Source organism: Stenotrophomonas sp. STEN240 (genome assembly GCF_056756175.1).
Genome location: NZ_JBRRBO010000009.1, coordinates 92,376 through 110,404 on the forward strand (window position 1 = coordinate 92,376; position 18,029 = coordinate 110,404).

Sequence of the window (18,029 nt, forward strand, 5' to 3'; positions counted from 1 at the left end):
CAATGATCTATTGCCGGTGCAGGCGCCTCAGGCGTCCTTGGCTTCGTGCGGTGCGGCGGCTGCGGCATGGTCGTGGCCAAGTTCGTACTCGGCGTCGTATTCCCACAGGCTGCCGTCCGGGCGTGCAGGACCGCAGGAGATCGATATGGCGCCCTGGTCGGCGGGCCCAACGATGCGGCGGTTCATCGCGAACAGGTTGCGGCCCATGTCCGAGCCGGCCGGTGCGGTGTTGGCGGCAATGCCACGGCTCGCCCATTCGGCAGCGTCAACCAGTACTTCCAGCGTTCCGGCTTCGCCGTCCAGGCGGATGATGTCGCCTTCGCGGATGCGTGCGATGGGGCCGCCGCGTGCCGCTTCCGGGGTGACGTGGATGGCGGCCGGGATCTTGCCGGAGGCGCCGGACAGGCGGCCATCGGTGACCAAGGCAACGCGTCGGCCCTGGTTCTGCAGCAGGCCCAGCAGTGGCGCCAACGAGTGCAGTTCCGGCATGCCATTGGAACGCGGGCCCTGGTAACGCACCACCGCAATGAAGTCCTGCGGCAATGCACCGGCGGCATGCAGTTTGTTGAGGATCTGCGGCGCATCGACCACCACCGCTGGCGCTTCGATGGTGCGGTATTGCGGCTTCACTGCCGACAGCTTGATCAGCGAGCGGCCGATATTGCCGCGCAGCAGGCGCAGGCCACCCTGGGCCTCGAACGGGTTGGCGGCTGGGCGTACCACTTCTTCATCGCCGCTGACCGCAGCGGCTGGCACATAGCTGACCTTGCCGTCGGTAAGGCGCGGCTCCTGCGCAAAGGCGCGCATGCCGCCCTCGACAATAGTGGTGGCATCGGCGTGCATCAGGCCGGCGTCCATCAGTTCGCGGAACACGAAACCGGGGCCGCCGGCTGCGGCAAACCGGTTCACGTCGGCTTCGCCATTGGGATAGACGCGCGCCAGCAGCGGCACGATCTGCGACAGCTCATCCATGTCGTCCCAGGTCAGCACGACGCCAGCAGCACGTGCCACCGCGATCCAGTGGATGGTGTGGTTGGTGGAGCCGCCGGTGGCCATCAAGGCAACCACGGCATTGACGATGGCGCGTTCGTCGATCAGATGGCCGAGCGGGCGGAAATCGCTTCCCAGGGCGCTGATTTCCAGTGCGCGTGCGGTGGCGGCGCGGGTCAATGCATCGCGCAGCGGCAGCTCCGGGTTGACGAAGGAGGCGCCGGGCAGCTGCACGCCCATCGCTTCCAGCAATACCTGGTTGGAATTGGCGGTGCCGTAGAAGGTGCAGGTGCCGGCGCCGTGATACGAGGCGGACTCGGCTTCCAGCAGTTCCTCGCGGGTGGCTTCGCCAGCGGCGTAACGCTCGCGGACCTCGGCCTTCTTCTTGTTCGGGATGCCCGGGGTCATCGGCCCGGCCGGCACGAATACCGCTGGCAGGTGGCCAAAGGCCAACGCGCCGATCAGAAGGCCCGGCACGATCTTGTCGCAGACGCCCAGATAGATGGTGGCATCGAACATGTCATGGCTGAGGCCGATCGCGGTGGCCTGGGCAATGATGTCGCGCGAGAACAGCGACAGCTCCATGCCGCCACGGCCCTGGGTGACGCCATCGCACATGGCCGGTACCGCACCTGCAACCTGGGCGGTGGCGCCCAGCTCGCGCGCGGCATTGCGGATCAGTTCCGGGTAGTGCTCGAACGGCTGGTGGGCCGAGAGCATGTCGTTGTACGAGGTGATGATGCCCAGGTTGGGCGTCACGTCGCCGCGCAGGCGGTCCTTGTCGGTCGGGCCACAAGCAGCAAAGGCGTGGGCCAGGTTGCCGCAGCTCAGGCGCGTGCGGAACGGGCCTTCGCGCAATGCGGCATCGATACCCGCCAGGTAGGCCGCGCGCGACGGGGCGCTGCGCTGGCGGATGCGTTCGGTGATGGCGTGGATTTTCGGATGCATGGCTTTATGGCTGGAAAGGAGGTGGGGGCGGCAGAACGGGTTTCTTGCAGGCGTCGGTTGGGTGCATCAAAGGTGGATTGGCCTGCAGGTGACGGGCAGCTGCGCGGGGTGGTCTGTTGCCTTTTCCAATGGCCGGTTCAAGGGCACCAATGCACGCGCAGCGGATTGCCGGGCGCATTGATCGCAGCAAGGATCGGGTAGGTAAGCACGTCGCCGGAAGCAATTGCGGCGTTGAGCACCTCCAGCTTCTGGTTGCCGCGCAGCAGCAGCAGGCGCTGGCCAGCCAGGGCCAGACCATGGGGGGTCAGGGTGATGCGCAGCGGCCAGTTCTTGGCGACCGGGCAGCCGGTGGCGTCCAGCGCGGCGTATGGGTGTTTGCTCTGCAGTGCCTGCGGCAGATCGGCCGAGCCCGGGAACAACGAAGCGGTATGGCCGTCATTGCCCATGCCCAGCACCACCAGACAGGCCGGCTGCGAATGGGTGGCAAGCAGGTTGGCGGTATGCACGCACTCGGCGATCGGCAGGCCAACCCGCACCAGCGGATCGAAATGCGCACCTTCGGCATGGCGCAGGAAACTGTCGCGTACCAGCCAGGCGTTGCTGTCCTTGTCCTGCGGCGACAGCCAGCGCTCGTCGGCCAGGCCGACTTCCACCCGCGCCCACTCCAGGCCCTGGTCAGACAGCAGTTCGTAGATCGGTGCCGGCGTGGTGCCGCCGGACAGCAGCATGCGGGCGCGTCCGCGCTGTGCGATTTCCGCACTCAACAGCGCTGCCATTTCCTTGGCGACACCTTCGGTCCAGGCCTCTTCGTCGGCATGCCGGACAAGGGTGATGCGGTCGGAAACAGCGGCGTTCATGCGGTGACTCCAGAGTTGGCGCGCTGCATGTCGACCGCATAGGCGGCGGCACCGAGCAGGCCGGGGCAGGGATGGGTGATGGCCATTGAAGGGATCTGCGACATGGTCGCGGCAAACCGGCCCTTGCTTTCAAAGCGCTGGCGGAAGCCGGAATGCTGCAGCTGCTGCAGCAGGCGCGGGACCAGCCCGCCGGTGAGGAATACGCCGTCCCAGGCGCCCTGCACCAGTACCGCGTCGCCGGCCACGGCGCCGAAGATCTCAAGAAAAACCTCGACCGCACGGCTTGCCAGCACATCACCTTCGGCGGCGCGGGCGCTGACCTCGGCCGGTTGCAGCAGGCCCGGATCGGTACCGGCGATCTCGCAGATGGCGCGATGGATATTGACCAGACCGGGTCCGCAGACCAGGCGCTCATTGGAAACGCGGCCGAACTGCGCCGAGAGGATTTCCAGGATGCGGATCTGCTCGGGCGAATTGGGGGCAAAACCGGCGTGGCCGCCTTCGGTGGCCAGCGGGTAGTTGCGGCCATCGCGTACCACCAGCCCGCCGACGCCCAGACCGGTGCCCGGCCCGAGCACGCAATAGTTACGCGGCTCGCCTGCGGCTGCAGGCTGCCAGCCGGCGCCGCCAACCTGCACCACATCGTCAACGCCAAGCAAGGCGATCGACATGGCCTGGGCAACGAAATCGTTGATCAGGTAGAGCTGCTCGAAGCCGAGTTGTTCGGCGGTGCGCGAGCGCGAGATCACCCACGGATGATTGGTGATGCGCGCCTCGTCGCCGTCGACCCGGCCGGCTACCGCGAATACGCCGCTGCCGGCACTGGCGCCGCGCTGCTGCAGGTAGTGCGCGGCCGCATCGGCCAGTGATGCGAACTGCGCCACCGGGTATTCATCGATGCTGGTTTGATCCAACGGGCTGCTGGTGGAGCAGTCGGCCAGCGCGAAGCGTGCGTTGGTGCCACCAATATCCGCTACCAGTACCAGCTCCGCGCTGGGGCTCACAGCCCCTGCTCCGGACCGGCATCGGCAGCGATGGATTCGGGCAGGAAGTCCTGCGCCAGCTGCGGGCCCCAGCCACCGGCCGGGTAGGGTTCCATCGGCAGGTCGGCGGCCTTCCAGGCATCGCTGATGCTGTCGATCCAGGCCCAGGCGGCGCGCACTTCGTCATCGCGCACGAACAGCGCGTGGTTGCCGTTGAAGGCATCCAGGAACAGGCGTTCGTAGGCGATGCGGCGATGCAGGCCGGTGGGTACGGACAGTTCCAGTTCCAGCGGCTGCAGTTCCAGCGCGCCCCATTCCGGGCCGGCCAGGGAGCTCATCAGGCCGAGCTGGATGTTCTCCTGCGGCTGCAACTGGAAGGTCAGGCGATTGGGCGTGGCGCTCTTGCGGTCCGGGCGTTCGAACAACCAATGCGTCACCGGCTTGAGGTTGACCTCGATGCGGGTGGTGCGCTCCGGCAGGCGCTTGCCGGTGACCAGATGGAACGGCACGCCAGCCCAGCGCCAGTTGTCGATATGCGCGGTGACGCCGACAAAGGTTTCCGCTTCGCTGCCTTCCGGCGGCTGGTAGGCCTGCGCCGGCTGGCCATTGATGCTGCCAGCGGTATAGCGGCCGCGCACGCTGTCCTTGGCCGCGTGCTTGGCGTCGAGCGGGCGCAGGGCGCGCAGCACCTTGACCTTCTCGTCGCGGATGCGGTCCGCTTCCAGCGATGCCGGTGGTTCCATCGCCACCAGGCACAGCAGCTGCAGGATATGGCTCTGCACCATGTCGCGCAGTGCGCCGGAGCGCGAGTAATAGGAGTCACGGCCATCCACGCCATCGCTTTCAGCGACCAGGATGTGTACCGAAGCGATGTAGTTACGGTTCCACACCGCTTCAAGCAGGGTGTTGCCGAAGCGCAGCGCCATCAGGTTCTGTACGGCGGCCTTGCCCAGGTAGTGGTCCAGACGGAACACCCGGTCTTCGTCGATCAGCTTGCCGATCGACTGCAGGATTTCCTCGGCGCTGTCGCTGTCCGAGCCGATCGGCTTTTCCAGCATCAGCCGGTGTGGCGCGGCCAATGCGCCGCCCAGGGCCAGGCCTTCGCAGGTGGAGATGTACAGGCCCGGCGGAATCGCCAGGTAGCTGACGCAGGTGCGGTGCACCAGATCCTTGACCGACTCGGCCACCGACTCGGCATTGCGCAGGTCCACCGAGCGGTAGTCGATGCGGCTGAGCAGGTTGCCGATGTCCTCCTGGCTGGCATGGGGCATTGCTGCTTCCAGGCGCGGGCGCAGGATGTCGCGGAATTTTTCGGTGTCATGCGGCGACAGGGCCAGCGCACGGACGCGGAAATCTTCGGGAAGTAGACCGTCGCCGAGCAGGCGCAGCAGGGACGGGAACAAATAACGCTGGGCCAGGTCGCCTGTGGCACCGAACAGGAAAAGGGTGTCGTGCATTGCGCGAGTTTCGGGTGCTGATGACATCGTTGTCAATTGTTCGTCTTCAAGGCCTGCGCCGCGATTGGGACGCCCGCGTCCTTCGGCGCGAGGGGGCGGGCGTGGGGCAACCTGGGCTTGTGCAATGCAGCATGTCGCGAGGGCGGAAACAGGTCCGTGCAGCGCAGCGCAGGTGCCATGTAAGGGCAGTAGCGATGGTGCCATATGAATATGCTTACCGTGCACAATGTTTCGGATGTATACGATTGCAGGAAACTGTTCTCTTGTTGTAACGCAAGTGTTCCGCTGCTCCAGGTTTCGACTCGCAACGAGGTGGTGATGGCCAAGGTTCAATTCGACAGTGTGCGCAAGGTGTATGACAACGGGCAGGTCGCCGTTGCCGGGGCCAGTTTCGATATCGCCGATGGCGAGTTGATGGTGCTGGTGGGCCCTTCGGGTTGCGGCAAGTCCACACTGCTGCGAATGGTGGCGGGGCTGGAGGAGATCAGCGCCGGCAAGCTGTGGATCGGCGAGCGCGTGGTCAACGACGTCGCGCCGAAGGACCGGGACATTGCCATGGTGTTCCAGAACTACGCGCTTTATCCGCACATGACCGTGGCCGAGAACCTGGGCTTTGGTTTGAAGCTGCGTGGCCATGACAAGGCGGAAGTGCAGCGCCGCGTGCAGGCCGCAGCCGAGGCCTTGGGGTTGACGGCGATGCTGGACAAGTTGCCGCGCGCCATGTCCGGTGGCCAGCGCCAGCGCGTGGCACTGGGCAGGGCGCTGGTGCGTGAGCCGGAGGTATTCCTGCTGGATGAGCCGCTGTCCAACCTGGATGCAAAACTGCGTCACTCGGTGCGCACCGAGATCGCCCAGCTGCATCGCAAGCTGGGTACGACGATGATCTACGTCACCCACGATCAGGTCGAGGCGATGACGTTGGGGCAGCGCATCGTGGTGCTCAACGAAGGTGTGATCCAGCAGATAGACACGCCGATGGCGCTGTACGAGAAGCCGGTCAATCTGTTTGTCGCAGGCTTCCTTGGCAGCCCAGCGATGAACATGCTGCGCGGCCAATTACGCCGTGGTGCGGACGGTATGGCTGTGTTGCAGCTGGATGAGCCGGGTCAGGATGGAGCTGCCGACGTGGTGCTGGGTGCTGTATCGCTGGCTGCGGAATGGTTTGGCAAGCCGCTGGTGGTTGGCGTGCGCCCTGAGCATCTGCAGCCCGGCACCGGGGCTTCGGCGTTCAATGCGCGTATCGAAGGCCTGGAGCCGGTAGGCAACGAGATCTTCGTCAACCTGCGCTACGGCCAGCAGGCGCTGATCATGCGGGTTGCACCACAGCAGCTGCCGCAGGTCGGGCAGGAGATATCGGTGGAAGTTACGCCGGCTGCGTTGCATTTCTTTGATGCGAGCAGTGGTGGGCGTATTGAGGGCTGAGCTGTTGTAGTGCCTAGCCATGCTCGGCAGAGGCCTTACCGGTGAGGCCCCTGCCGAGCATGGCTCGGCACTACAGGAATCAAAATCAACAAAGGCGCCTTGCGGCGCCTTTGTTGCCACCTGCGGGGGAATCACTCCCGCGGCGGCACCACATCCTTGGCTTCGCTGCCGAAGCTGCCGTCCGACTCCGCAGCCAGGTAGGCGAATACCGTGTAGGCGGCTACGTTCTGCGCCAGCGCCTTCGGGTCGATCTTGTCCAGGGTGTCGTCCGGCGTGTGGTGCAGATCGAAATAGTCGGTTCCGTCCTGCGCCAGCCATGCCCAGGCACCGCCCTTGGCAGCCAGCGGGCCTACGTCGGGGCCGGGGCCGCCTTCGTTGGCGCGGTACTCGATGCCCAGCGGTGCCAGCGCCTCGCCAATCTGGCGGGTCGCTTCGCGTGATTCAGCTGGATTGCCCGAACCGGTGTTGAAGGCATAGATGCGACCGGCACCAAAATCACTTTCAGCAGCAATGTGCTGCTGCACGATTTCGCCGGCAGCCACGCGCGCAGCGGCATAGGCCTTGCCGCCATGCAGGCCCTGCTCTTCATTGGCGAAGGCGATGACCCGGATGGTGCGCTTGGGCGCCTGCTTGAGCTGGCCGATCAGGTGGCCGGCTGCCATGGTGATGCCCACGCCAGCGCCGTCATCGATGGCGCCGGTGCCCAGATCCCAGGAATCGAGATGACCACCGATCACCACCACTTCCTTGGGCAGGCTGCGGCCGGTGATTTCGCCGATCACGTTCTGCGAGGTATAGCTGCCATCCCAACCGCAATCGAGCGAGATGCGGATGCGGGTTGGGCCTCGCGCGACCAGACGGTTGAGCTGGTCGGCATCCGGCCCGGACAGGGCCGCTGCCGGCACCGGCGTCAGGCCTTCGTCAAAACGGGTGATGCCGGTATGCGGCATGCGGTGCGAGTCGGTACCGGCCGAACGCATGATGTAGCCAATCGCGCCCTTGCGGATCGCCTCGGACGGGCCGCGGCTGCGTACCGTTCCGCCAATGCCGTAGTCGGCGCCATCGCGCTTGCGGGTCATGGTGAAGTCGACATAGGCGATCTTGCCGGCCAGTGAACCTTCCGGTGCCGCCTTCAGTGCGTCCAGGCCCTCGAAGCGCACGACTTCGGCCTCGACGGTGCCGGCCGGGCTGCCGCCCAGCGCGGTAATGGTCAGCGGCTGCGGGTGGCTGCCGACGACTGAAGCGTGCTCACTGCGGCGCTCCCACTTCGGGAACGTCACCGGCTCGGTCCATACCTTGTCGAAGCCCAGTGCCTTGAACTTGGCCTTGGCCCATTCCACCGCGCGTGCATCGGCCTCGCTGCCGGCCATGCGCGGGCCCACCTCGGTGGTCAGCGATTCGACTACCTGCCAGCCGGTATTGTCGGCCAGCGCCTGCGCGCGCAGTTCGGCAGCCTTGGCCAGCGCTTGGTCGGAAATATGGGTAGGAGCGGCGGCAGCTGTAGCGGAAGTGCAGAGCAGCACGATGGCAAGAGCAAGAGCACGGCGGCGCATGTTCGGTTCCACGGTGGATTGAGGTATCAGAGTAACAGTGAGTCGCGTTCGGGGAATGTGCCAGTTGGTATGGGGGAAATGCTGAATTGATGCAGGTGATTTCCTCATGGCGCTGCTTTTCCGCGTCGGCTAGAGCATAAGTGCGGTGAAAATCGCTACGACGTAAACAGGAGTTTTCCTGTGTTCCTCATGTCGCTCGCGGGCGAGCCTGAGTTTTCCACCGATGGGGTGGATGAACCAGGACGTTTTGATGACATTGGGAAACAGGGCTGCAGGGACGCTGTTGATGGTGATGTTGGCACCCGCTGCAGGGGCACAGGCACATTCGCTGGAGGATGTGCGCTTCACCGGACCGCTGTTGACGCCTTCGCCGTCGACCCTGCCGCAGGGAAGTTTCTATGCCCAGCCCTATTGGATCCAGACGCATACCACCGGCCGCTATGACGGCAATGGTGATCGGCATGCGTTGGACAATTCGGTTGATACTTCGTTGTTGAGCGTACTGCTGAGCGCCGGCCTTACCGACCGCCTGGCCAGTGAACTGGTGCTGGACAGTGCCAGGACCACGCAGGGCAGGCAGCATAGTGATGGCTTCCGACTGGCAGACAGTGCGGTGCGCCTGCGGTATCTGCTGCACGAAGGTGATGCACTGACCCGCAAGCCGGCCATTGCGGTGATGCTTGGCCAGTCCCTGCCTACCGGGCGCTTTGACGGGCTGGGAGAAAACCTGCTCAACGGCCAGGGCGAGGGCGCCTGGCGCAGTCACGTGTCGTTGCTGGGGCAGAACTATCACTGGCTGCCGAATGGCCGGCCACTGCGCTGGCGTTGGCAGGCGCGTTGGAGCCCGTCACCGCGGGATGTTTCGGTCCATGGCCGCAGCGTCCATGGTACCGACCGCAGTTTTCGCGGGCATCTGAGCCCGGGCGCTGCGCTCAGCGCGGCCTTGGGACTGGAATACAGCATCAATGCGAACTGGGCGCTCGCCATGGACCTGAGCGCAAGCCGCCAATCAGGTGCTGTGCTCGATGGCACCGCGCTGGATCCCGACGGGCAGCGCGGGCACGTCGAACGCCATGACGGGGCGAGCCGCAGCTTCAGCGTCGCACCGGCGTTGGAATACAACCTCAGCGACCATATCGGGTTCCTGGTCGGCGTGCAGGCCTCGCTGCCTGGCGGGCGCAACAGTGCCAGCTATGTCAGCCCGCAGGCCTCGATGACGGTATCGTTCTAGACGGCCCAAACGTCAACGGCCGGGCAAAGGCCCGGCCGTTGATGAGCAGCCAAGGCGTGAGCGCTTACTGCTTGTTGAGGCTGTCGCGGATCTGCCGCAGCAACAGCACTTCTTCGCTCGGCTCGGCCGGTGCAGCGGGTGCCTCTTCCTTCTTGCGTGACAGGCGGTTGACTACCTTGACCAACATGAAGATCGCGAAGGCGACGATGATGAACTGGATCAAGGTATTGATGAAATCGCCGTAGCCCAGCACCACGGCCGGGATTTCCTTGCCATCGGCGCCGATCTTGGCCGGTGCCAAGGTCCAGGCAAGGCTGGAGAAATCCACGTTGCCGATCAGCATGCCGATCGGCGGCATGATCACCTTGTCTACCAGGGAGGTGACGATTTTGCCGAACGCGCCGCCGATGACGACACCGACCGCCAGGTCGATGACGTTGCCGCGCATCGCAAATTCCTTGAATTCGCTGATCATTCCCATGTGTTTGTCCTAGCTGTGCATGAAAGGGAGCTGGCGCAGCCTACTCCAGTGGATGTCATCAGGCGATCAAGCCGGCGCGTTCTGCGATTTTTCCCAAGCGGGCGCTGAAGCGGTCGCCCGGCTGCAGCGCGGCCACGCCGGCAGGGGTGCCCATGAAAATCAGGTCGCCAGCGCGCAGGGCATACAGCTTGGAGAGCTCGTGCAGAATATCGGCGACGTTCCAGATCATCTGGTCCAGGGTGGACTTCTGCCGCAGCTGGCCATTGATCTCCAGCGACAGCTCCAGTGATGCAAGGTCGGGGACTTCCGAGGCCAGTACCAGCGTGCTGACCGGCGCGGAGTGGTCAAAGCCCTTGGCGATATCCCAGGGGCCGCCCTTGGCCTTGGCGGCCGCCTGCAGGTCACGTCGGGTGAGGTCCAGGCCGACGCCATAAGCCAGCACCAGTGCCATCGCTTGGTCGGTGGCGAGCACGCCGGCAGGCGCGTCCTTGCCCAGGGCGACTACCAGCTCCACTTCGTGGTGCAGGTCGGCGGTGGCGCTGGGATACGGCACCGGTGCATCGCCGACCACAATGGCGTCGGCCGGCTTCATGAAGAACATCGGCTGGCCGCGTTCGGTCGCTGCGGGCACGGCAGCGCCCATTTCGCGGGCATGGTCGGCAAAATTGCGGCCTACGCAGTAAATGCGGTGCACCGGGAACGTGCCGCCACCGGCGACCGGGATGCGGGGCTGGGGCAGTGCGGGGATCAGATCGGTCATGTTTGCGTCCAGGTGAAACGACGCAAAAGTCTAGCGGACGGAGCGTGCTTGTGTGGAGCGCTGGCTGGCCGCGTTTGGGTGTGGCCGGTCGAGCTTTTGTAGGAGCGGCGTAAGCCGCGAAGCAGATAGCCGGTCAGATTGCAGGCAACCCGGTAGTTCAGCTGGGCCGGCTTCGCGGCTTACGCCGCTCCCACAAGCTGGGCGCGCACCGGTGAGGCTGCTGCCGAGCTGGGCTCAGGGCTATACGGGGAAAGCCTCTGCCGAGCATGGCTCGGCACTACGGGCTATACGGGGAAAGCCTCTGCCGAGCATGGCTCGGCACTACATGAGGGTGCTTCTGTCCTTACGGATGGCTCAGCGGGCGTGCGGCAGCGCGGCTTTGCGCACGACGCGGTACTCGGCATCGACCACGGTCGGGTCGGCCTTGCGCACCGCGCGGGCCTTGCGCGATGCCAGCAGCTTCCAGGCGATGCCGCCCAGGATCATCGCTGCGCCAATGAACACGCCGCCGACCACCAGCACTGCGAGTATCGCAATACCGAGCAGGCCCAAGGCGATGCGCACCAAGGGGTTGCGTGGTTTGCGCGGTTCAAACAGGTTGCGCAGTTTGGCGAATTGGACGTAACGGATATTCATGAAGGTCGTATGACGTTGAGTCTGCCGTGGAGTATCAGGGGCGAGGGGGGCAATTGCGTGAAGTTGTCGTTAATTTGTATCTGAATAGGGACATCGACAAGGCCATGAGTCAGCTTTGTCTCGGCCTTGGCCGCCCATGCGACAATGGCTCGCTTTCTCGTATTGGTGTTCCAATGTCCAGCGCCATCGCTTCCGGAATCGAACTTTGCCCCTTGGCCGCAGTGCCTGACCAAGGTTTTCATTCGGTGGTGGCGGTGATGGAGGGCGACGCCGAAACGCTGGTGCTGTATCGCGATGGGGATCAGGTGCGGGCGTGGTTGAACGTCTGTCCACATGCCGGGCGTGCGCTGGATTGGGCGCCGGGCCAGTTCCTGAAGAGCCGCGAAGGGCATCTGGTATGCGCGGTGCACGGGGCCTCGTTCGAGCTTGAGGGCGGCACCTGCGTGGCGGGGCCGTGCAAGGGCGATGCGCTGCGCGCTGTGCCGGTGCGGGTGCAGGATGGATTGGTGCTGCTGGGCTGAGCCGAATCCAACCGCCCCCTTGTAGCCTTGTGGGAGCGGCGTTAGCCGCGAAGCTACAGATGCCTGATGCCAGGATACGCCGGCATTCGCAGGGGATGGCGCTGTGTCATTACCGCCGGAAGAATCGCCAGTTTCGCGGCTTACGCCGTTCCCACAAAATGCCCCGGCCCTTGCTCAGAACATGATGTTGATCATGATCACCACGATCGCGGTGTAAAGCAGCGATAGCGGCCCACCGACGCGCCACATTTCGCGCGGGGTGTATTTGGCTGGGCCCATCGCCATCGAGATGACCGGGTTGGAGGCGGTCATCAGATTGTTGGACGCCGACAAGGCCACGATCAGGGCGAACGCGGTGGGGTTGCCGCCCGCGGCCAGCGCAAGATTGACTGCAATGGGCACCATCACGATGGTGGCGCCGACATGGCTGATCACCAGCGAGAACGCGGTAGTCAACAATGCCAGCGCGATTTCGAGTACCCACACTGGAATGCCGCTGGGCAGCTTGTCGATGGTATGGCCGGCAATCCACGCCGCCGCGCCGCTGCTGTCCATCGCCCAGCCCAGTGGAATCAGGCCGGCCATCATGAAGATGGTCTTCCAGTTGATCGCTGCGTAGGCCTCGTCCATGCGCAGCACGCCGGTCAACAGCATGCCGGCCACGCCGGTGAGCAGGGTCAGCGCAACCGGCAGGTGCGAGGTCAGCGCGATGATGATGGTGATGGCGAAGATGGCCATCGCGATCTTGAACTTGTGCGGGCGCTGCTCGCCCTTCGGGTAGTCGGTGACCACCACGAAATCACGGGTTTCCGCCGCTGCGGCAAGGTCCTGCCAGATGCTGTGGAAGACCAGCATGTCGCCGGCGCGCAGCGGCGTGTTGCGCACGTCCTCGCGGATCACCTGCTTGTCGCGGTTGATCGCCAGCAGGCTGATGCCACGTTCCTTGCGTAGGCGCAGCTCGCCGGCGGTCTTGCCTATCACCTTCGAAGTTGGCGGCACCACAGCCTCGGAAATACCGGCGCGGGCAGGGTTGAACAGGTCGCCCAGCGGCTTCAGCCGTGAGGACATGCGCAGGAACTGGTTCTGGGCGAAGTCGGACACCTGCTGGCGCGGGCCCATGGCGCCGATCACGCTGCCAACCCAGATGCGCATGTCAGCCGGTGGTGACAAACGGGTGTCATCGCCTGTTTTCAGTGCCAGCAGCAGCGGGGCGTCGAACAGGTTCTCGGCTTCACCGACGGTCATGCCGACGAGCGGGCTTTCGGCGGTCACCAGCAGTTCGAAGACGTCGCCTTCAATGCCATAGGACTTGGCGAAATAGCTTTCGGTGCGGGCCGGTGCCTGGCCGTCTTCGTTCTCGCTCTCTTCTTCCTTGAGCTTGCGGCTGCCGTAAAAACGGAAATAAGCCAGCGAGGCGATCAGCAGGGCAACACCGATCGGCAGCGGCGCGAACATGCGCAGTGGCTCGATGGTGGCAGTGCCCGAGGGCAGGTTGTTGTTGGCTGACATCAACAAGTCGTTGAGCAGGATCAGCGGCGAATTGCCGACCATGGTCAGCGCACCGCCCATCACGATCGCTGCCGAGATCGGCAACAACTGGCGCTTCAGGGTGAGTGCGGTGCGGGAGGCCAGGCGTGAGGCGACCGGCAGATACAAGGCCATCACCGACGGGTTCTGCATGAACGATGAGTTCAAGCCGGCGGTGGCGGTGGTCAACAGCAACAGCCGTTGTTCCAGCCCGTGCGAGCGCCGCAGCAACCAGCCCGCGAGCCGGTTCAAGGCGCCGGTGCGGTCCAGGCCGGCGCCAAGAATGGTGGTGGCGATGATGCTCATCACCGCGTTACCGGAGAAACCACCGAAGATTTCCTCCGGTGCAATCAAGCCGGTGACGCCCAGCACTACCATCACCACCAGCGCCACCACGTCGGCGCGGATGCGCTCGAACAGGAACATCGCCATCGTGAAACCCACCAGCCCGAGCACGAGCTTCATATCGGTGGTGAGCGTCAGCGCGGTATCCATCAGGGCAGGTGCTTGGAGAAGGAGAGCAGGGACGGGATGACAACGCAGTCTGCCATCAACGCTGCATGGCCAGCGTGTGGATCAAGCGGGTTGTGGCTTGCAACTGTCATCACGCCCTCAGTCCTCAGCCAGCGTCGGTGGTGGCTGGCTTGTCGTACAGCAGGTCCCAGACGCCGTGGCCGAGCTTCTGCCCGCGGGTCTCGAAGTGGGTCTGCGGGCGCCAGTCCGGACGCGGCACCGCGCCACGTGGGCCGGCACGGTTGACCAGTCCAGCGGTGGCATCAAGCACGTCCCACATCTGCTCGGCATAGTCCTCCCAATCGGTGGCGCAGTGCAGGCGACCACCCGGCCGCAGCTTGCGCACCAGCAGCTCGGCGAAGCCCGGCTGCACCAGGCGGCGCTTGTTGTGGCGCTTCTTGTGCCAGGGATCGGGGAAATAGATGCGGATCTCATCAAGCGCGCCGTCGGCGATTTCCTTCTCCAGCACCTCGACCGCATCGTGGTGGTAGAGCTTGACGTTGTCGGCATTGTCATCGGCCAGCGCATTGAGCAGGCGGCCAACGCCCGGTGCGTGCACCTCGATGCCGATGTAGTCCTTGCTGGTGTCGAACTGTGCGGCGTAGCGCAGCGCGGCGCCATTGCCGAAGCCAATTTCCAGCACCTTGGGCGCGTTGCGGCCAAAGGTGGCGTCCAGATCGCGCGGCTCGCCGTTGAAGTCGATGCCGAAGCGCGGCCAGCGGTCGTCAAACGCACGCTGCTGGGCCGGGGTGAAGCGGCCCTGGCGCAGCACGAAGCTGCGGATCTCGCGGCGGCCTTCGGTCACGGTGAAGGGCTTGGGCGGTGCTTTGGAGCCCGCGCTGTCAAAAGGATTGGTCATCAGCCGATCAGCCCATCTAGCGGGGAGGAGGCGCTGGCATAGCGCTTGCGCGGGATGCGGCCAGCGAGGAAGGCCTCGCGGCCGGCTTCGACGGCCTTGCGCATGGCGCTGGCCATCAACACCGGGTTACGGGCACCGGCAATGGCGGTGTTCATCAGCACGCCGTCGCAGCCCAGCTCCATCGCGATGGCCGCGTCGGACGCGGTGCCGACGCCGGCATCGACAATGATCGGCACTTTGGCGTTCTCGATGATCTCGATCAGGTTGTACTTGTTCTGGATGCCCAGGCCCGAACCAATCGGCGCGGCCAGCGGCATCACCGCAGCGCAGCCGATTTCTTCCAGGCGCTTGGCCAGGATCGGGTCATCGGAGGTATAGACCATGACGTCGAAGCCGTCCTTGACCAGCTGTTCGGCGGCCTTGAGCGTGGCCATCACATCGGGGTACAGGGTTTTCTGGTCGCCGAGCACTTCAAGCTTGGTCAGGTTGTGGCCGTCGAGCAGCTCACGGGCCAGGCGGCAGGTGCGCACGGCGTCCTCGGTGGTGTAGCAGCCGGCGGTATTGGGCAGGATGGCGTAGCGGTCCGGCGGCAGCACGTCGAGCAGGTTGGGCTCGCCGGGGTTCTGGCCGATATTGGTGCGGCGGATGGCCACAGTGACGATCTGCGCGCCGGCGGCCTCGGTGGCCAGGCGGGTTTCTTCCAGATCCTTGAACTTGCCGGTGCCGGTCAGCAGCCGGGAGGAATAGGTCTTGCCGGCGATGACCAGCGAGTCGGTGGGGACATGTGCATTCATGCCCGAATTATCACCCATCCCGCCGACCCGTAGTGCCGAGCCATGCTCGGCAGAGGCCTGACCGGCAATGTCCCAGCGCAGCATGGCTGGGCTCTACAGGTGAAGCGAGCAAGCAAGCCACCGCTCCCTGCCTTTCGTGCAGCGAGGGGGAGGGGGCTTTCAACGCTGCTAGCTTCGCGGCTTACGCCGCTCCCACAAGCATTTCAAACATCGCTGGGAACGCCTCTGCCGAGCATGGCTCGGCACTACCGCTGCGCGACCCTCAACCACCACCCAGCGCATGCACGATTTCCACCACGTCACCGTCCTGCAGTGGGTGGGCCGCATGCTGGCTGCGCGGCACGATCTGGCCGTTGATCTCCACCGCCACGCGGCGCTCGCCCAGCCCTTCGGCGGCCAGCAGCTCGATCAATGACAGGGAAGGTTCGACTTGGCGGAGTTCGCCATTCAGATGAATGTTCATGTCGCCATTCTCGCCAGCGCCGCCCCAAAAGCCCAGCCACGGGCACAGTTTGCGGCAGCGCAGCGTGTGCGTCTTACGCAGTAATGAAAACATAACAACGTGCGGCGGCGTATGTCCGCCGGTTTTCCCCACCCAGGAGTTGAACATGTCCCTATCCCTTCGCCCGCTGCGCGCTGCCGTGGCTGTTGCCATCGCCTTGGCTGCAGCGCCGGCCATGGCGCAGTCGCCGTATTCCAAGACGGTGTTCTTCGGTGACAGCCTGACCGATACCGGCTACTTCCGCCCGGTGCTGATGAAGTTGGACCCGAATGCCGCCCTTGTTGGCCGCTTCACCACCAACCCGGGTTGGGTGTGGGCGGACTATGTGGCCGACCAGTACGGCACCAATGCCAGCCCCAACGGCAACGGCCAGACCGGTGACAACTACGCCGTCGGTGGTGCCCGCGTGGGTGTGGACTCGGTGGGTGCGCTGGGCGCGACGCCATCGATGAAGACGCAGATGGCGACCTATCTGGCTGCCAATGGCGGCAAGGCCGACGCCAATGCGCTGTACACGGTGTGGGGCGGTGCCAATGATCTGTTTGCGGTGCAGGCCGCACCGGCGCAGGCGCAGGCCATCATCGGTGCAGCCGTGACCGACCAGATCGGTATTGTCGGCACATTGAAGGCTGCGGGTGCCGAGTATGTGATGGTGCCGAACCTGCCCGATATCGGTTTGACCCCGGCCTCGCGCGCCGGCGGTGCCATGGGCATGGCGCAGGGCACCGCGCTGGCCAAGGCTTACAACGATGCCTTGTTTGGTGGCCTGAAGCAGGCCGGTCTGCAGGTTATCCCGGTGGATACCTTCACCATCCTGCAGGAAATCGTCGGCAACCCCGGCACCTATGGCTTCACCAACGTCAGCAACATGGCCTGCACCTCGGCCTCGTCGGTCACCTGCTCGCCGCTGAGCCTGGCAGCACCCAATGCAAACAACACCTATGTGTTTGCCGATGGCGTGCACCCGACCACCGCTGCCCATCAGATCCTCGGCCAGTACGCCATCTCGGTGCTGGAAGCACCGCGCCTGCAGCAGGTGCTGAGCCATTCGGCACAGACCACCGGCCGCGCCCGCGCCGATCAGGTGGGTGCACATGTGGGTCCGCGCCCCGCTGATGGTTTGAGCTGGTGGGGCAACCTGCGTGGCGACATGCAGCGCTATGCACATGCCGACCTGTACGACGGCATGGCCCCGGCTGGCTTGTTCGGTGTGGATTGGACGCGCGACGGCCTGGTGCTCGGTGGCTTTGCCGGCTACGGCCGCATGGACGCCGACTTCGGCAACAGCAAGGGTGACTTCACCCAGGACGACACCACCCTGGGCCTGTTCGCTGGCTGGTACGGCGAGCGCGCCTGGGTCAACGGCCAGTTGAGCTACAGCTGGCTGGGCTATGACGTGACCCGCAAAGTGCAGCTGGGCCCGGCTACCCGTGAGCACAAGGGCTCGCCGGACGGCAGCAACCTGACCGCAGCCATCAATGCCGGTTACGAGTTCGGCCAGGCCGGTGGCTTCCGCCACGGTCCGGTAGCGGCGGTGATCTGGCAGAAGGTGAAGCTGGACGGCTATGTGGAGAGCAACGCCAGCGCCACCGCGCTGGGCTATGGCGACCAGGACCTGGATTCGACCGTGGGCCGGATCGGTTGGCAGGCCCGCTTCGACGGCGCCAGCGTGCAGCCGTACGTGCAGGTCACCTATGACCACGAGTTCGAGGACGGCAAGCAGGCCGGTGCCTGGTTGCAGACCCTGGCCGACGTGGGCATGTACAAGGTGCCGGGGCTGGAGTTCGACCGCAACTACGCCACCGCCGTGCTTGGCGCCCGCCTCAAGTTGTGGGGCCTGGACAGCAATATCGGCCTGAGCACCACCACGATGCAGAAGTCCGCACGTGATGCGACCGTGTTCGCCAGTTTCGGCGGCAGCTTCTGAGTTGCCGTAGTAGCAATTGACTACGACGTTGTGTGTGGGAGGCGGTGCCGCATCTGCGGCATCGCCTC

16 protein-coding genes are annotated in these 18,029 nt (G+C 64.8%); 4 read left to right on the plus strand and 12 right to left on the minus strand.

What is annotated here, in order from left to right; all coding sequences use genetic code 11:
• Positions 1-27: 27 nt before the first annotated feature.
• The 4 genes from edd to zwf form a co-directional block, all read right to left on the minus strand.
• On the minus strand, positions 28-1,938 hold the full coding sequence (gene edd, locus ACVOKO_RS06295; protein WP_346498084.1) for a phosphogluconate dehydratase: 1,911 nt from the start codon (positions 1,936-1,938) through the stop codon (positions 28-30).
• Positions 1,939-2,075: 137 nt separating this feature from the next.
• A complete protein-coding gene (gene pgl / locus ACVOKO_RS06300) occupies positions 2,076-2,795 on the minus strand; it encodes a 6-phosphogluconolactonase (protein ID WP_346498085.1) in 720 nt (239 codons plus the stop codon).
• Positions 2,792-3,799, minus strand: coding sequence for a glucokinase (glk, locus tag ACVOKO_RS06305; protein WP_346498086.1), 1,008 nt, complete (start codon positions 3,797-3,799; stop codon positions 2,792-2,794). Before glk ends, pgl begins: the two co-directional genes overlap by 4 nt.
• Positions 3,796-5,235: a glucose-6-phosphate dehydrogenase gene (zwf, locus tag ACVOKO_RS06310; protein WP_346498087.1), complete on the minus strand. Its 1,440-nt coding sequence runs from the start codon at positions 5,233-5,235 to the stop codon at positions 3,796-3,798. Before zwf ends, glk begins: the two co-directional genes overlap by 4 nt.
• 318 nt (positions 5,236-5,553) lie before the next feature.
• Between zwf and ACVOKO_RS06315 the strand changes: the two genes are divergently transcribed.
• Entirely contained in the window at positions 5,554-6,657 is a 1,104-nt protein-coding gene (locus ACVOKO_RS06315; RefSeq protein WP_346498088.1) for an ABC transporter ATP-binding protein, read from the plus strand.
• Between the two features lie 131 nt (positions 6,658-6,788).
• On the opposite strand, the gene ACVOKO_RS06320 is transcribed toward ACVOKO_RS06315, so the two are convergent.
• Positions 6,789-8,210: a M28 family peptidase gene (locus ACVOKO_RS06320; protein WP_346498089.1), complete on the minus strand. Its 1,422-nt coding sequence runs from the start codon at positions 8,208-8,210 to the stop codon at positions 6,789-6,791.
• 250 nt (positions 8,211-8,460) lie between these two features.
• On the opposite strand from ACVOKO_RS06320, the gene ACVOKO_RS06325 reads away from it, so the two are divergent.
• On the plus strand, positions 8,461-9,441 hold the full coding sequence (locus ACVOKO_RS06325) for a hypothetical protein (RefSeq protein WP_346498090.1): 981 nt from the start codon (positions 8,461-8,463) through the stop codon (positions 9,439-9,441).
• A gap of 64 nt (positions 9,442-9,505) precedes the next feature.
• Here the strand turns inward: ACVOKO_RS06325 and mscL are convergent, their stop codons facing one another.
• The 3 genes from mscL to ACVOKO_RS06340 all read right to left on the minus strand — a co-directional run bounded on the left by mscL (position 9,506) and on the right by ACVOKO_RS06340 (position 11,318).
• On the minus strand, positions 9,506-9,922 hold the full coding sequence (mscL, locus tag ACVOKO_RS06330; protein WP_346498091.1) for a large-conductance mechanosensitive channel protein MscL: 417 nt from the start codon (positions 9,920-9,922) through the stop codon (positions 9,506-9,508).
• A 58-nt stretch (positions 9,923-9,980) separates the two neighbouring features.
• On the minus strand, positions 9,981-10,682 hold the full coding sequence (locus tag ACVOKO_RS06335) for a fumarylacetoacetate hydrolase family protein (protein ID WP_346498092.1): 702 nt from the start codon (positions 10,680-10,682) through the stop codon (positions 9,981-9,983).
• A 354-nt stretch (positions 10,683-11,036) separates the two neighbouring features.
• On the minus strand, positions 11,037-11,318 hold the full coding sequence (locus ACVOKO_RS06340; protein ID WP_346498093.1) for a hypothetical protein: 282 nt from the start codon (positions 11,316-11,318) through the stop codon (positions 11,037-11,039).
• Between the two features lie 173 nt (positions 11,319-11,491).
• Between ACVOKO_RS06340 and ACVOKO_RS06345 the strand changes: the two genes are divergently transcribed.
• Positions 11,492-11,839 carry a Rieske (2Fe-2S) protein gene (locus ACVOKO_RS06345; RefSeq protein ID WP_346498094.1) on the plus strand — a complete coding sequence of 116 codons (348 nt, stop codon included), beginning with the start codon at positions 11,492-11,494 and terminating at the stop codon, positions 11,837-11,839.
• A gap of 174 nt (positions 11,840-12,013) precedes the next feature.
• On the opposite strand, the gene ACVOKO_RS06350 is transcribed toward ACVOKO_RS06345, so the two are convergent.
• From ACVOKO_RS06350 to thiS, 4 genes are all read right to left on the minus strand, one after another.
• Positions 12,014-13,861: an SLC13 family permease gene (locus tag ACVOKO_RS06350; RefSeq protein WP_346498095.1), complete on the minus strand. Its 1,848-nt coding sequence runs from the start codon at positions 13,859-13,861 to the stop codon at positions 12,014-12,016.
• A 124-nt stretch (positions 13,862-13,985) separates the two neighbouring features.
• Entirely contained in the window at positions 13,986-14,738 is a 753-nt protein-coding gene (trmB, locus tag ACVOKO_RS06355) for a tRNA (guanosine(46)-N7)-methyltransferase TrmB (protein ID WP_346498096.1), read from the minus strand.
• A complete protein-coding gene (locus ACVOKO_RS06360; RefSeq protein WP_346498116.1) occupies positions 14,738-15,532 on the minus strand; it encodes a thiazole synthase in 795 nt (264 codons plus the stop codon). Before ACVOKO_RS06360 ends, trmB begins: the two co-directional genes overlap by 1 nt.
• Before the next feature lie 262 nt (positions 15,533-15,794).
• Entirely contained in the window at positions 15,795-15,995 is a 201-nt protein-coding gene (gene thiS / locus ACVOKO_RS06365; protein WP_346498097.1) for a sulfur carrier protein ThiS, read from the minus strand.
• 178 nt (positions 15,996-16,173) lie between these two features.
• Here thiS and ACVOKO_RS06370 point away from each other — a divergent pair, with 178 nt between their 5' ends.
• On the plus strand, positions 16,174-17,961 hold the full coding sequence (locus tag ACVOKO_RS06370; RefSeq protein WP_346498117.1) for an autotransporter outer membrane beta-barrel domain-containing protein: 1,788 nt from the start codon (positions 16,174-16,176) through the stop codon (positions 17,959-17,961).
• Positions 17,962-18,029 lie beyond the last annotated feature (68 nt).